Origin of the sequence: Rhodococcus sp. NPDC057529, assembly GCF_042802055.1 — a bacterium.
In the GTDB taxonomy this organism is placed as follows: domain Bacteria; phylum Actinomycetota; class Actinomycetes; order Mycobacteriales; family Mycobacteriaceae; genus Rhodococcus_F.
This window is the reverse complement of the sequence record NZ_JBHVEY010000010.1, coordinates 43,826-58,266: the sequence shown is the minus strand read 5'-3', so window position 1 is coordinate 58,266 and position 14,441 is coordinate 43,826. Positions and strand designations below refer to the sequence as shown.

At 68.4% G+C, this 14,441-nt stretch carries 13 protein-coding genes and 1 pseudogene; 7 read left to right on the top strand and 7 right to left on the bottom strand.

Annotated features, from left to right (window positions below; all coding sequences use genetic code 11):
• Positions 1-4: 4 nt before the first annotated feature.
• On the bottom strand, positions 5-1,276 hold the full coding sequence (gene mdo / locus ACFU5V_RS20835) for an NDMA-dependent methanol dehydrogenase (protein WP_072948386.1): 1,272 nt from the start codon (positions 1,274-1,276) through the stop codon (positions 5-7).
• A 321-nt stretch (positions 1,277-1,597) separates the two neighbouring features.
• Here mdo and ACFU5V_RS20830 point away from each other — a divergent pair, with 321 nt between their 5' ends.
• Complete coding sequence (locus tag ACFU5V_RS20830) at positions 1,598-2,653, top strand: 2Fe-2S iron-sulfur cluster-binding protein (protein ID WP_378701588.1); 1,056 nt, start codon at positions 1,598-1,600, stop codon at positions 2,651-2,653.
• An 8-nt stretch (positions 2,654-2,661) separates the two neighbouring features.
• On the opposite strand, the gene ACFU5V_RS20825 is transcribed toward ACFU5V_RS20830, so the two are convergent.
• Both ACFU5V_RS20825 and ACFU5V_RS20820 read right to left on the bottom strand, forming a co-directional pair.
• Complete coding sequence (locus tag ACFU5V_RS20825) at positions 2,662-3,255, bottom strand: CHAP domain-containing protein (RefSeq protein WP_378701586.1); 594 nt, start codon at positions 3,253-3,255, stop codon at positions 2,662-2,664.
• 25 nt (positions 3,256-3,280) lie between these two features.
• Positions 3,281-4,009 (bottom strand): DNA alkylation repair protein, encoded by a 729-nt coding sequence (locus ACFU5V_RS20820; RefSeq protein WP_378701583.1) that lies wholly within the window; start codon positions 4,007-4,009, stop codon positions 3,281-3,283.
• A 161-nt stretch (positions 4,010-4,170) separates the two neighbouring features.
• On the opposite strand from ACFU5V_RS20820, the gene ACFU5V_RS20815 reads away from it, so the two are divergent.
• Entirely contained in the window at positions 4,171-4,536 is a 366-nt protein-coding gene (locus ACFU5V_RS20815; RefSeq protein ID WP_378429530.1) for an SPW repeat protein, read from the top strand.
• Between the two features lie 86 nt (positions 4,537-4,622).
• Positions 4,623-5,276 (top strand): TetR/AcrR family transcriptional regulator, encoded by a 654-nt coding sequence (locus ACFU5V_RS20810; RefSeq protein ID WP_378429529.1) that lies wholly within the window; start codon positions 4,623-4,625, stop codon positions 5,274-5,276.
• On the opposite strand, the gene ACFU5V_RS20805 is transcribed toward ACFU5V_RS20810, so the two are convergent.
• The 4 genes from ACFU5V_RS20805 to ACFU5V_RS20790 all read right to left on the bottom strand — a co-directional run bounded on the left by ACFU5V_RS20805 (position 5,264) and on the right by ACFU5V_RS20790 (position 10,632).
• Complete coding sequence (locus tag ACFU5V_RS20805; protein WP_378429528.1) at positions 5,264-6,037, bottom strand: glutamate racemase; 774 nt, start codon at positions 6,035-6,037, stop codon at positions 5,264-5,266. The genes ACFU5V_RS20810 and ACFU5V_RS20805 overlap by 13 nt on opposite strands.
• 32 nt (positions 6,038-6,069) lie before the next feature.
• Positions 6,070-7,251, bottom strand: coding sequence for an NAD(P)/FAD-dependent oxidoreductase (locus ACFU5V_RS20800; protein WP_378701581.1), 1,182 nt, complete (start codon positions 7,249-7,251; stop codon positions 6,070-6,072).
• A 71-nt stretch (positions 7,252-7,322) separates the two neighbouring features.
• Complete coding sequence (locus ACFU5V_RS20795) at positions 7,323-9,854, bottom strand: ABC transporter permease (RefSeq protein WP_378701579.1); 2,532 nt, start codon at positions 9,852-9,854, stop codon at positions 7,323-7,325.
• Positions 9,855-9,858: 4 nt separating this feature from the next.
• Positions 9,859-10,632, bottom strand: a complete 774-nt coding sequence (locus ACFU5V_RS20790; RefSeq protein ID WP_378429525.1) for an ABC transporter ATP-binding protein — start codon at positions 10,630-10,632, stop codon at positions 9,859-9,861.
• 124 nt (positions 10,633-10,756) lie between these two features.
• On the opposite strand from ACFU5V_RS20790, the pseudogene ACFU5V_RS20785 reads away from it, so the two are divergent.
• From ACFU5V_RS20785 to ACFU5V_RS20770, 4 genes and pseudogenes are all read left to right on the top strand, one after another.
• Positions 10,757-11,693 (top strand): annotated as a pseudogene (locus ACFU5V_RS20785) (hypothetical protein).
• 72 nt (positions 11,694-11,765) lie between these two features.
• On the top strand, positions 11,766-13,328 hold the full coding sequence (locus ACFU5V_RS20780) for a long-chain-fatty-acid--CoA ligase (protein ID WP_378701577.1): 1,563 nt from the start codon (positions 11,766-11,768) through the stop codon (positions 13,326-13,328).
• Positions 13,325-13,753: a YchJ family protein gene (locus tag ACFU5V_RS20775; protein WP_378429523.1), complete on the top strand. Its 429-nt coding sequence runs from the start codon at positions 13,325-13,327 to the stop codon at positions 13,751-13,753. Before ACFU5V_RS20780 ends, ACFU5V_RS20775 begins: the two co-directional genes overlap by 4 nt.
• Positions 13,754-13,777: 24 nt before the next feature.
• Positions 13,778-14,380 carry a hypothetical protein gene (locus ACFU5V_RS20770; RefSeq protein WP_378429522.1) on the top strand — a complete coding sequence of 201 codons (603 nt, stop codon included), beginning with the start codon at positions 13,778-13,780 and terminating at the stop codon, positions 14,378-14,380.
• Positions 14,381-14,441 lie beyond the last annotated feature (61 nt).

Genomic DNA, 14,441 nt, shown 5'->3' with positions numbered 1-14,441 from the left:
GCGGTCAGTACGCGCTGTTGATCGCGTGATCGACCACGGGGATCATCGACTCGACCGTCACCTCGCGCGGGTTGCCCGGTGTGCACCAGTCGCCCTGGATGTGCTCGGAGATGGCGCGCACGGTCTTCTCGTCACCGCGGATGGTGTCGCCGCGACCCTCGTACTTCTTCGTGTTCATCTGGTTCTTCTCGTACGAGTCGGTGCGCACCTGACCGAAGTTGTCGGGAATGCCGACGTCCTTCGCCAGGCGGATGGCGGCCTCGACCGCCGCGTCCGCGGCCTGCACCGTGGTGAGGTTGCGGGTGTCGACCCCCAGCGCGCCGGCCAGCTGGGCGTAGCGCTCGTACCGCGACGGCAGGTTGTACTCCCAGACGCGGGGCAGGGCGATGGCGTTGTTCAGGCCGTGGTGGCTGTCGAAGAACGCGCTGACCGCGTGCGAGATGGAGTGCACGATGCCGAGGCCACCGGAGTTGAAGGCCTGCCCGGCGATGTACTGCGCGTTCATCATTCCCTCGCGGGCCTTGAGGTTGCGCGGCTCGAACACGGCCTCCCGCAGGTTCTTCGCGACGAGTTCCACCGAGTACAGGGCGTTCCCGAGAGAAGGCGCGAAGTCGAGGCGCGACACGTACGGCTCACTGCCGTGCGCGAGGACGTCGAATCCGCAGTACGCGGTGAAGTGCTGGGGGCAGGTGTAGTAGAGCAGCGGGTCGTCGATCGCGAGGGTCACGATGGTCGCCTCGTCGAATCCCACCCACTTGTGCGGGTTGTTCATGTCCGACGTGTCGGTGATGACGTACGCCCACGAGGTCTCCGAACCCGTACCGGCCGTGGTGGATACGGCGATGTGAGGCGGGTTCTCCTTGTTGGTGGACTTCGCGAATCCCTCGAACTCGTTGATGTTGCGGCCGTCGTGCGCGACCACGACGCGGGCGCCCTTCGCGGCGTCGTGGCTCGAACCGCCGCCGACGGAGATGATCGAGTCGCACTTCTCCTTCTGGTAGAGCGCGGCCGCTTCCATGACGTTGTAGTCCTTGGGGTTGGACTCGACCTTGTCGTAGAGCACGACCTCGACGCCCTGGTACTCGATCTTGCCGACCAGTTCCTCGATGATGCCCGAGCCACGCAGGCCGGTGGTCATGAGCAGGGTCCTCTTGAATCCGAGGTTCTTCGCCTCGACGCCGATGATGTCGTGGGCGCCCACTCCCATCAGTGCCCGCGGGAACGGGTGGAATTCCTTGATGGGGAAGTCCCAGATCTGGTTGAGCTCGATGGCCATGGCCGTCTCCTCGATTAGTCGATGTCGGATCTGAAGCGTTGGGGAAGGGGACGCAGTAGATGTGATCGGCGTCTCACCTGGAATCCACTGTGACCTAGTTCGAGCCCCGGTTACAGGCCTGCGAGCCCGAACCGTCCGACCGCGGCGGACAAACTGCCCGATCGGGCAGGTGCGGCCGGGCAGAGCCGGAGAGGTGGGCACTCGATAGGCTGTCCACTCCGCCCGGAGTGGACAGCTAGGCAAAAACTAGAACCTGTTCTATTCTTGGGAGAGGCAAGCGAGCGTTCCCGCGCTGCGAAGTACGGAAGGACTGCACACACGATGACGACTGTCGAGGTGCCGCACAGCTCACGATCGGTGGTGCTCACCGTGTCGGGCGTGGTCGAGGAAACCCCCGATACCCGGTCACTGGTCTTCGACGTCCCTGCCGACCTCGCAGGCAAGTTCGCCTACAAGCCGGGCCAGTTCCTCACCCTCCGCATCCCGAGCGACCGCACGGGATCGGTCGCCCGGTGCTACTCGCTGGCCAGCTCGCCGTTCACCGACGACGCACCCAAGGTGACCGTCAAGCGGACCGCCGACGGGTACGGGTCCAACTGGCTCTGCGACAACGTCGCCGTCGGCGACACCCTCGAGGTCCTCCCCCCGTCGGGAGTGTTCACCCCCAAGTCACTCGACCACGACTTCCTGCTGTTCGCGGCGGGCAGCGGCATCACCCCGGTGATCTCGATCCTCAAGTCCGCCCTCACCGAGGGGTCCGGCAAGGTCGTCCTCTTCTACGCCAACCGCGACGAGAAGTCGGTCATCTTCGCGGAGGAACTGCGCACACTCGCGAGCCGGTACCCGTCACGGCTCGTATCCATCCACTGGCTCGAGACGGTCCAGGGACTGCCCGGAGTCGACCAGCTCGCCTCCGCCGTCGCCCCCTACCTCGGGCACGAGGCATTCATGTGCGGCCCCGCGCCGTTCATGGACACCATCCACAAGGCCCTCGCCGACGCCGGCATGCCGCGCACCCAGGTGCACGCCGAGGTGTTCAACTCGCTGGCCGGCGACCCGTTCCGGGACGCCGACGTCGTGGAGGTCACCGAAGACGAGGCCGCCGACGCCGCCACCGTGGAGGTGGAACTCGACGGCGAGATCCACAACCTGAGCTGGCCCCGCAAGCAGACCCTCGTCGACATCATGCTGGCCGAGGGAATCGACGTGCCCTACTCCTGCCAGGAGGGCGAGTGCGGGTCGTGCGCGTGCACCGTGCTCGAAGGCAAGGTCGAGATGGAGAACAGCGAAATCCTCGACCCCGAGGACATCGAGAGCGGCTACATCCTGGGCTGCCAGGCCCGGCCGGTCACCGACCACCTCAAGATCGAATTCTGAAGGGCCGCTCAGCCGAGCCGGCCGAAACCGACGACGGCGGAGTCGCTCGCCCAGTCCACCGTGTGCACGCGGATCCGGCCGAACTCGTTGCCGCCGACCGTCGTAGCGGTGTCGCCGTCGACGGCGACGACGATGTTCGTGTGCTGGCCGACCCAGCTGCTGTTGTCGTAGAGCACCACGTCCCCGACGGCCGGGCGGTACCCGTCGCCGATCTCCTCGAACCGCGACTGCGACTCGTAGTACTCCTGCAACGTGTACACACCCGGGATCCGCCAGTGCCCGGAGTTCGGATTCGACAGCGGCAGGCCCGCTTCCCGCATGATCCAGCTGACGAAGTCCGCGCACCAGGGCTCCTCGACCCCGTCGGAGTAGAACGTCCCCGGCCGCTGTGTGCCGTGCTCGGTCTCCAGTAGCCCGACGATCCTCGCCTGCTGCGGCGACATTGCGGTCGTGTCGACGGCCGGGAACTCGGCGGTGTCCCACGGCAGGTAGCGGTCCGGGGCCAGCCACAGCACCCCTCCCGCCACGACGGCCGCCACCGCGACGACCACGGCGAGGATCAGCCCGGCACGGCGGCGGCGCGTGGGCGCGGGAGCAGTCATGCCACCGAATGTAGCGGGAATCCGGTCAGCGCATCGCGCGGTAACCCGCACGCTCCTCGGCGGTGAGGTGCTCACACGCGTACGTCAGGGCCGTGCGTCCCATCGCCGCTGCGTTCCGGTCGAGGAAACCGGTCAGCAGGGCTCGGTCCACCCGCTTGCCGACCTCGCGCAGCATCCATCCCGTCGCCTTCTGGGTGAGGTCGCGGCGATCACCGAGGACGGACTCCGCGACCTCGAGCGTCGTGGATGCGTCACCGCGCCGGATGAAGCCGAACGTGGTGAGCAGCGCGACGCGCCGCCGCCAGAGGTCGTCGTCCGCGGCCAACTCGTACACCGGGTCCCGCGGCCGGTCGAACAGCCACGCGCCCAGGATCCGGTCGGCGGACGAGTCCACCAGATCCCAGTTGTTCACCCGTCCCCGCATCACCAGGTCGAGGTAGAACGCCGCGATCTTCTCGCGCAGGGCGTCGTCGCCCGCCTTCGTCGCCCGGTCGAACTGCGTGACGAGAACCAGCAGCCCCGCCAGTCGGTGCTCGTGCACCGGACTGTCGAGCAGCACGGTCACCTCCGGCAGGTCCAGATCGGCGTGAGCACGAACCACACTGCGCGTCCCGGGAACCCGCACGCCGATGAAGACGTCGCCCTCCCCGTACTCCCCCGGACCGGTCTTGAAGAACCGTGCCAGAGTGACGGCGTCGGCCTCGTCCGACACCTCGTCGAGAGCGCGCTTCACATCGTCTGCGGTCGAAGTCACGAAGGCACTGTCGCACACCTCACCGACAGCCGGAGCGGAGATCACGAAACATGCTCCGACCTGGGGTTCGCGTTATCCGAATGCAACGGGTCGGGTATTGATCGGGCGGTCAATCAGGCGTGTACTCGAAGTGGACACAATCCATTTCGAGGAGGCCGGACATGAGATCGTGGAGTCGTATGCAAGATGTGGTGGCGATCGTGATCGGAGCCTTCGCGGCACTCTCGCCGTTGTGGCTCGACACCAACAACGCCGCGATGTGGTCACTCATCGTCCTCGGTGTACTCGTAGCCCTCTCCGGTCTCGTCCACATGGCCCGCCCGGAGATGACTGTGGCCGAGTACGCGATGGCCGTCTTCGGAGTGCTGTTGTTCCTCTCCCCGTGGGTGATGAACTTCGACGCATTCACGGGCGCATCGTGGACCGCATGGGTGGTCGGTGTCCTGGCAGTCGTCGTGGCTGTCACGGGGATGCCGGTGATGAGTTCCCGGATGCACGGACACGGAGGGCTGGCAGCACATCACTGATCTGTGAACCACAGCACCGAGAACATCGATTCGGGCGGGGCGCAGGCTTACGGCCTGCGTCCCGCCGTTCACGTCGGGAAAGGCCCATGCCAGCACCCCATCTCGGTAAGTCCGGTGGCCCCCAACCGCGGAAAGGCCGGCGGCGGCGCAGCGCGAAGATCGACGGCGACGCCCGGGAACTGATCCTCGACGCCGCCGAATCCCTCATCGCCGTACACGGATTCGATGCCACGTCCACCGCATCGATCGCCTCTGCCGCGCACGTCCCGAAAGGACTGGTGTTCTACTACTTCCCCTCCAAGACCGACATCCTCCTGGCCCTGCTGTCCGAGAGACTGCCGACCGAACCCTTCGGCGACGTGGGCCCCCTGGTGACGCCGGGTGACCCCGCCGCCAGCCTCGTCAACCTCGACACCGCACTGAATCTGCACGACCACCACTCGTCGGTGATGCGGGTGATCATCTGGCGCGAGGCCGAGACCCACCCGGACGTCCGCGCCCACCTGAGGCGGTTCCGCGACTACCTCAGCGACATCACCGAGCGACTGCTGCAGGCCAGTTCGCCGTACCCCGTGCAACCCGGGACGCTCCGGGCCTGCGCGACGGCGTGGGTGGCCGCAATGTTCTCCGTCGCGGGCAACGACCGCCTGCACGACCTCGACGACCTGCCGCGGCAACACGGCGAGGAACTCGGCAGCGTCGCACGGGTGGTGGCGGCCGGGATGGTTCAGCTGGGCTGAGATGTTCCCGCGGCCAGCAGCTGACCGGCGGGGAACGCCTCCGCGCTCGCGGGCAGCCGTCCGGGCCTGCCGCTGAGGAACACCTCGACGGTGCCCTCCCCCGTACCCGGCCGGTTCAGCGCGTCGATGCGGCGCAGCGTCTGCGCCGCCACCGCCTCGGCGCTGTCGAACAACTGCACCCCGGCCGGCAGCCGCGCCGCGATCTCGTCGACCATCAGCGGATAGTGGGTGCAGCCCAGCACCACCCCGCCGACGTCGCCGGGCGTCCGCTCCACGGCCGACGCTATGGCGGCGATCGCGGCCTCCCGCTCACCCCGGTCGATGGCCTCCGCGAGCCCGTGGCACGCCACCCCCACCACCGAACTCCCGTTCCCGAACTTCTCGATCAGATCGGCCTGATACCGGCTCGCCGTCGTCGCGGCGGTCGCCCAGACGGCGACGGACCCGAACGCAGCGGCGGCCGGTTTGATCGCCGGCACCGTCCCGACGACCGGAACCTGCGGTCCGACGAGCTCCCGGACGTGGTCGAGCGCGGTGACGCTCGCCGTGTTGCACGGCAGCACGATCACCTCGGCGCCGCGGTCGACGCTGCGCTGCGCGGTCGCGAGAACACGGTCGATCACCCACTGCTCCGGTTTGGGACCCCACGGGGCCCCGTCCGGGTCGAGGGCGAGGATCAGATCCAGTTCGGGTCGCAACTTGCGCAGCCACGCCGCCGTCGGCAGCATGCCGAGACCCGAGTCGATGAGCGCAACAATCACCTGGAGAATCTATCGCGCTCCCGCCCCGGCTCTCACGCCGACGCGGCCTCGAGGACCTCACCGATCGGAGTTCCCGCCGCGATCTCGGCCCGCATCTTCATGACACCGCCCGCCATCCCGCCGCCGACGACGCCGGCGAGGATGCCGTCCCGCTCGTAGTAGGCGAGGAACTTGCGGCCGTCGTCCTTGATCACGTGCACCTCGTCGGTGGGCGCCACCGTGCCCAGGGCCTGGATCTTGACGTCGTACTGGTCGCTCCAGAAGTACGGCACCTGAGCTGCGGCGTTCTCGTCGCCGGTGCCGGTCAGCGCCCCGGCGAGGATCTTCGCCTGCTCCCCGGCGTTGCTCCAGTGCTCGACCCGCCGGCGGCCGCCCACCTGCAGCTGCCACGCGGCCACGTCGCCGACCGCCCACACGTGCGGGACCGCCGTGCGCCCGACGCCGTCGCACACCACACCGTTGTCCAGTTCGACACCCGACCCGTCGAGCCACGCGGTGACCGGGACCGAGCCGACCCCGATCGCCACGACGTCGACATCCACCTCGCTCCCGTCACCGAGGACGGCCCCGGTGACCCGGTCGGTGCCCACCAGCGAGGTGAGCCCGACACCGGCACGCAGGTCGACGCCCTCGTCGGTGTGCAGCCGGGCGACGAGCCCCCCGATCTTCTCGCCGAGCACGGACGCGAGCGGTGTCGGCTGCGGCTCCACCAGCACGACGTCGAGCCCGCCTGCCCGCATGCTCGCCGCGAGCTCGCAGCCGATGAATCCGGCCCCGACGATCAGCGCGCGCCTGCCCTCGGCGAGGTCCGCGCGCAACGCCAGGCTCTCGTCGATGGAACGGAGAACGTGAACGCCCGCGAGGTCCGGCAGCCCCGGGATCCGCCGCGGCACGAGACCGGTGGCGATCACGAGTTCGTCGTAGCCGAGTGCGCTGCCGTCGGCGAGTCTCAGGATGCGGGATTCGGTGTCCACCGAGACCGCCTCGACCCCCAGCCGCAGTTCGATGTTCTTCTCGTCGAAGAACTCACGCGGCTTGAGCGTGGTGTCGCTCTTCTCCCCGCGCATCACTTCCTTCGACAGCGGCGGGCGGTCGTAGGGAAGGTGCGGTTCACCTCCGAGAAGAATCAGATCACCCTCGTATCCGGCCCGCCGGAGTTCCTCCGCGGTGCGCAGGCCCGACAGACCCGCCCCGACGATCACAATTTTCTGCACGCCAACACATTAGGCGCTGCGCGCGCCCGTGAGTACTTCTCAACCGCGGGCGGATGACAAGTACTCACGGGTCAGAGATCGGCGATGGCCTCCAGCGGACGGGTGCGGGCGGCCCGGCTCGCCGGCCACAGCGCGGCCAGCACACCCACCACACCGGACCCGAGGAGCATCGCGACCACCTGCCCCCACGGCACCGTCACCTGATCGAGACCCTGGTCCTTCAGGGTGCTCACGAAGCCCCAGCCGAACGCGATGCCGAGCAGCACCCCGACGGCCGCACCGAACACCGCGATCAGCATCGACTCCAGGTAGATCGTGCGGCGCATCTGGGACCTCTGCATTCCGACCGCGCGGAGCATGCCGATCTCCCGCCTGCGCTCGACCACCGACAGCGCGAGCGTGTTGATGATGCCGAGGATCGCGATCACGACGGCGAGTGCGAGCAGCCCGTAGAGGATGGCGAGGAGCGTGTCGATCTGCTGTCCCTGCGTTCCCTTGAACTGTTCGCGGTCCTGCACCTGCACCACGACGAACTGCTTGGTCGCGGATTCGAGGTCGGCGCGCAGCTGCGTCAGGTCCGCACCCGGCTTCGCGTCGATGAGCACCGCCAGATCGGGGATGGTCGCGGCGGGCATGACCTGCCGGTACACGTCGTCCGACACCAGCCAGTCGCCGACCAGCTGGTTGTCCTCGAAGACACCGGTGACCTCGGCGTCGACGACGTTCCCGTCGGCGCTCGTCATCGGGACCGTCGTCCCCAGCGTCCAGCCCTTCTGCGCGGCCGTGGTCTGGGACACGACGAGGTGGTTGCCGGTGAGGTCGGCGCCGCCCTCGACGAGCGTGTAGTCGAGGACGCCGTCCAGGGGGCCGTCCAGCGACGCACCCTGCTCCCTCTCGTCGTCGACCGTCACGGACACCGGGTGCAGGGCGGCGGCGCTCTGGACGTCGTCGAGGTTCCGCACGGCCCGCGCCGCGCCGCTGGGCACGCCGATCTGGTTGGGACCGGTGAGCACGTAGTCGGCGGACACCCCCGAGTCGACCAGCTGGTTGACGCTGGCCTTCGCGGATGCGCCGAACACCCCGATGACGGATACGAGCATCAGTCCGAGTGTCAGCGCGAACGCGGTGGCGGCGGTGCGTCGGGGATTGCGGACGGCGTTGGTGCGGGCCAGACGCCCGACCGGGCCGAACGGCTTGGCCAGTACAGCTCCGAGCGCCCCGACGATCGGCCGGGACAACGCGGGGGCGGCGAACAGCACGGCCAGGATCAGACCGAGCGCGCCTGCGCCGACGACGGCGGCCGCACCGCCACCGGTTCCCCGTGAACCGATCACGAGTCCCACGACACCGAGGACACCGAGGACCGCACCGGCGATGGTGCGCACGTGCAGTGAGTCGCCGGTGGACGCGAATTCCTCGCGCATCGCCGCGACGGGCGGCACCGTGGAGGCGCGCCGGGCGGGCGCGTACGCGCTGACCGTCGTGACGAGGACGCCGACCACCAGAGCGATGAGGATCGTGCGCGGCCCCACCTGCAGGGGACCCTCGGGCAGTCCGACGTCGAACGTGTTCAGGAGGGTGCGCAGTCCGTAGGCCAGGCCGACACCGGCGGCGATTCCGATCGCGCTGCCGATGACGCCGACGACGAGGGCCTCGAAGACGACGGAACGCCCCACCTGCTTGCGGCTCGCGCCGATGGCACGGAGCAGCGCGAGTTCGCGCAGGCGCTGGGCGACGATCATCGAGAACGTGTTGTAGATGATGAACGTGCCGACGAGCAGCGCGATCGCCCCGAATGCGAGCAGGAAGTAGTTGATGAAGCTCAGCGCCTCCGTCACCTGTGCCTTGGTCTCCTCGCGGACCTCGTCGCCGGTCTGGACCTTCGCGTCGGGGAGCGCCGCGGCGATCTCGTCGCGCAGGTCGCCCTGCGACACACCCGTCCCGGCGACGTCGATGTACTCGACGTGCTTGCCGTCGGTGAACAGTTCGCGGGCCTGCGAGTCGACGAACCTAGCGCCGATGAATCCCCCGGTCTCGTTTCCGGTGTCGTAGATGCCGGACACGGTGACGTCGATCATGCCGCGGGCGGGCACGAGGACCTTGGTGGTGTCGCCGACCGCGAGTTGCGCGCGTTCGGCGGCACTGGCGTTGACGGCGATCTGACCCGCCTGGGCGGGCGGGGTTCCCTGCACGTACTCGTCGGGTTCACCGAGCGCCTGACCCGGCGGCAGGTACGACTCGCCGATGCTCGGCGCACCGCCCGTCTGGACGGCGGCGCCGTCGGAGTCGATGAGGACGATCTGCCCGCTGACCGCCGGTGCCACCGCGCGTACCCCGTCCAGAGCCGCGATGGTGTCGAGGTTCTCGAGGGGCACCCCGCTGGAGTTGCGTTCCTCGCTCGACACCCGGACGTCGACGCCCTGCGCGGTGTTCTCGAAGATCGAGTCGAACGTCTTCTGGAGGGTGTCGGTGAAGACGAAGGAACCGGCGACGAACGCGGTGCCGAGCACCACGGACAGCACCGTCAGTGCCAGCCGGACCTTGTGTGCCGCCAGGTTGCGCAGCGACACCTTGCGCATCGGGGCACTGGATGTGGACGCCATGCGGTCAGACCGCCGCGTCGGACGCGAGGGCGTGAGCGGGCTCGTCGAGTCGCTTCATGGTGTCGAGGACCGAATCGGCCGTCGGGTCACGCAGTTCGTCGACGATCTTGCCGTCGGCGAGGAAGACCACCCGGTCGGCGTAGGCGGCTGCGCGGGGGTCGTGCGTGACGATGACGACGGTCTGGTGGAATTCGTCCACCGCGGCCCGCAGGATCGACAGCACCTCGCCCGAGGACTTCGAGTCGAGGTTGCCGGTGGGCTCGTCGCCGAAGATGATCTCCGGCTGCCCGGCGAGGGCGCGGGCACACGCGACGCGCTGCTGCTGACCTCCGGACAACTCGCCGGGGCGGTGCTCGAGACGATCCTGCAGCCCGAGTGTGGTCAGCACGTTCTCGAGCCACGCGGCGTCCGGCTTGCGGCCCGCGATGTCCAGCGGAAGGGTGATGTTCTCCAGCGCCGTCAGCGTCGGCACCAGGTTGAACGCCTGGAACACGAAGCCGATGCGGTCGCGTCGCAGCTGGGTCATCTGCTTGTCGGTCAGTGTCGTCAGCTCGGTGTCGCCGATGAGGACGGAACCCGAACTGGCCGCGTCGAGCCCGGCCAGGCAGTGCATCAGCGTCGACTTGCCGGAACCGGACGGTCCCATGATCGCGGTGAACTCACCACGGGCGAACTCCGCGGATACCGCGCTGAGCGCGTGGACCTGGGTGTCGCCGGTGCCGTACGTCTTGGACAGCTCGACAGCACGGGCAGCGACAGCGGGGGCATGCGTGCTCATGATCGCCTTTCGTCATTCTCTCGTGGCGGTCCGGCCCCGTGGTGACGGGCCGGGACGGTGCACGCGCGGCGCACTCCTCCATCTTGTCGACACCCGCACCGGCTCGCCATCAGGGACCACCCTGATCTTCGGTGAGCCGGGACGTGATCCCGGACACGGCGACCGGCCGGAAACGCCCACAACGGATGTGCCGACCTGGGAGAATTCCGGTATCGCCGGTGCGAAGGAGAGCCCTCATGGCCATCGAACCCCCCACACCCCGGGCGGGATCGCGTTTCCTCGACGCGTTCCTCCAATCACCGTTCGCCGGCCTGGCGCCGTGGATCGTGATGTCGCTGCTGTCCGGCCCCGGGCGGTTCGAGGAATCGGTCGCCACCGCTCTCGGGTTGTCGATCCTGTTCCTGTTCCTCAGCCACCGCCGCGGCGGAAGCCTCAAACCCATGGAAGTGTTCGACATCGTCTATTTCGGCTGCCTCGCTGTGATCGGACTGTTCGCCTCCGACGACCTGATCACCTGGCTGGAGAAGTGGTCGGGCGAGATGTCGAGTCTGGCGCTCGTCGCGTTCGCGTTCGGCTCGCTGTTGCTGCGCAATCCGTTCACCCTGCCGTACGCGAAAGAGACCACCCCCGAGGAGTATTGGACCTCGCCACTGTTCCTGAAGGTGAATCAGCTCATCACCCTGGTGTGGGCGCTGTCCTTCACGGTGTCGGCGGCATCCGGACTGTACGGCGACCTCGTCCTCGACCAGCCGGACAATTTCTGGACGGGCTGGATCATTCCGATCGGGGCGTTGCTGTTCGCGCTGTCCTTCACCGAGTGGTACCCGGACGTCGCGAGCGCGCAGGCTCCGCGGGAACCCGGGGAGCCGGAGGAGGTGGCACCGCCGCTCGTCAAGCTGTTCGACTTCCTGCCGCCGTACGTGATCGGCGTGGGGATCGCGATGCTCGTCACCGACAACGACCCCGACTGGCTGGGCATCACGCTGATCGTGGTCGGCGCCGTCGGGAGCGCCGCGTTGCGACGCGCGGGCGCGCAGAGCCGCAGCAGTTCGACCGCATGAGGCAAAACGTCACTGATCGGAGCACCGGCTACTAGCCTGATGTGACTGACGTCACAGACGAGAGGTGGGCGCATGTCGGACGCCGAGAACGAGATCATCTTCGACCGACTCGCGCACTGGGCGCAGGTCCGACCGGACGACGTCGCCGTGCAATTCCAGGGCGCCGAGTACACGTGGTCCGGGTGGCACGACCGGATCCTGCACATCGCGGGCGCGTTGGCGGAAAGCGAAATCGGGGCGGGCGACACGGTCGCGTTCGTCGACAAGAACCACCTGTCCTGCCTCGAGGTCACGTACGCCGCCTCCCTCCTCGGCGCTGCCGCCGCGGTGCCGAACTGGCGACTGGCCGGCGAGGAACTCGACTACGTGATCAACGACTGCCGGGCCCGGATCCTGTTCGTGGGCAACGAGTTTCTCCAGCAGGTCATGGCGTTGCGGGACCGGCTGACCGGCATCGAGCAGATCGTCACCGTCGGCGGGGAGCACGACGAGTTCGAGCCGTGGCTCGCCGAGGCGGCCGTCCTGCCGTCGAGGCCCGACGTGGCCGCGGAGGCCACCGCGCTGATCCTGTACAGCTCGGGAACCACCGGCAGGCCCAAAGGTGTTCAGCTGACGCACCGCAACCTGATCGCCCACAGCGCCGCGGTGCTCGACATCCTGCCCGCACGGCACGACGACTGTCTGCTCGTCGCCATGCCGCTGTTCCACGTCGGCGGCAGTTGCTACGCGATCATGGGTGTGCACGCCGGCGCCCGCTGCCATTTCACGAGGGAAGCCGACGCGCCGTCGCTGTTCGGTGCGCTCGCGGCCGGTGCGAACATCGCGTTCCTCGTGCCGCCGGTGATCGCCGGGGTGCTCGCCGCGGGCGAGCAGGCCGTGGCCGCGTTCGGCTCGCTGCACCGCATCACGTACGGCGCCGCCCCGATGCCGCTGCCGTTGCTGCGCAGCGCGCTCGCCGCCTGGCCGGAGGCGGAGTTCGTGCAGGTGTACGGAATGACCGAATGCGCGGGTGTGGTCACCGCACTGCTGCCGGACGTGCATCGCGACGCGTCGCAGGAGGCGAGGATGGCGTCGGCGGGACGGCCCATTCCCGGTGTGGAGATGCGCATCGTGGACCCGGCCACCGCCGAGGACGTCGCCACCGGTGAGACCGGGGAGTTGTGGTGGCGGTCGGACCAGCGCACGCCCGGTTATCTCGGCAAACCCGAGGCGACGGCGGAGGCGATCACCGCCGACGGGTGGTTGCGCAGCGGCGACATGGGCCGCGCGGACGCCGACGGTTTCGTGTTCATCGAGGACCGGCTGAAGGACATGATCATCACCGGCGGCGAGAACGTGTACTCCCCCGAGATCGAACGGGTCCTCGTCGAGCACCCGGCGGTGGCGGAGGTCGCGGTGATCGGCGTGCCCGACGAGCACTGGGGTGAGACGGTCAAGGCCGTCGTGGTGCCGGTGACCGGAATCAGCATCGAGCCGGACGAACTGATCCACTACACCCGTCAGCGCCTGGCGAAGTTCAAGTGCCCGACGACGGTCGACGTCGTCGACCTGCTGCCGCGCAACCCGACCGGCAAGATCCTCAAGCGGGAACTGCGCGCGCCGTACTGGAAGGACCGCACCCACAAGCTCGTGTGACCGCCGTCCATACTGGGACCGTGACCGGTCGATGCCCCTGCCTGCTCGGTGAACCGTACGACGAGTGCTGCGGGAGGTATCACCGCGGCGAGGCGACGGCGCCCACGGCCGAGCGCCTGATGCGATCCCGGTTCAGCGCGTTCGCGGTGCTGGACGCCGGTTATCTCCTCGCGACGTGGCATCCGAGTACGCGGCCCGCGGATCTGGACCTCGATCCGGAGCAGCGCTGGACCCGACTCGACATCCTGGGGACGACCGGCGGCGGTCTGCTCGACACCACCGGCACCGTCGAGTTCCGTGCCCACTATGTTCTGGAGGGCCGCCGCGAATCGCTGCACGAGAACAGCCGATTCGTCCGTGAGGACGGCAACTGGCTGTACCTGGACGCGATCGCGACGCCACGCCCGGGGCTCCCGCGTCTCTGATCGGCCCCGGCTTACGATCGGATCATGATCAACCACCGGATCGGTCCCCTCGCCGCGTTCGCCGCCTGCGCGCTGGCCCTGACGCTCACCGGATGCTCGGAGTCGAACTCCGCCAGCAGTGTCGCGGCGACGTCGCCTGCTGCCGCGGCCACCACCAGCAGTGCACTCGAATCCGAGTCGGCACCGATCCCGACGGACGCGGCGCCGAAGTCGTCCGCGGCGTCCGAGTCGGCGAAGCTCACCGTCACCGACGTCCGCGTCGGCGGGCACGAGGGATTCGACCGCGTGGTGTACGAACTCGGCGGCAAGGGCACCCCGGGCTGGCGGGTCGAATACGTGGACCAGGCCGTACAGGACGGCAGCGGCAAGACGATCCCCGTGTCGGGCAACGGCATCCTGCAGGTGCAGATCGACGGCTCGGCGTACCCGTTCGACAGCGACGTGGAGGGCTACTCGGGCCCCAACCCGGTGCCCGGTGTCCCCGGCGGCACGGTGACCGAGGTCAACGGTGCGCTCGTGTTCGAAGGCGTCACCCAGTCGTTCATCGGCGTGACCGCACCCGGCCGTCCGTTCACGGTGTCCACGCTGACCGATCCGACGCGGGTGGTCGTCGACGTCGCGCAGTGACACTTCCCTCGCCCGCGACTTGACCTCGAGTTAAGTTGAGGTTCTACCGTCGTGTCATACC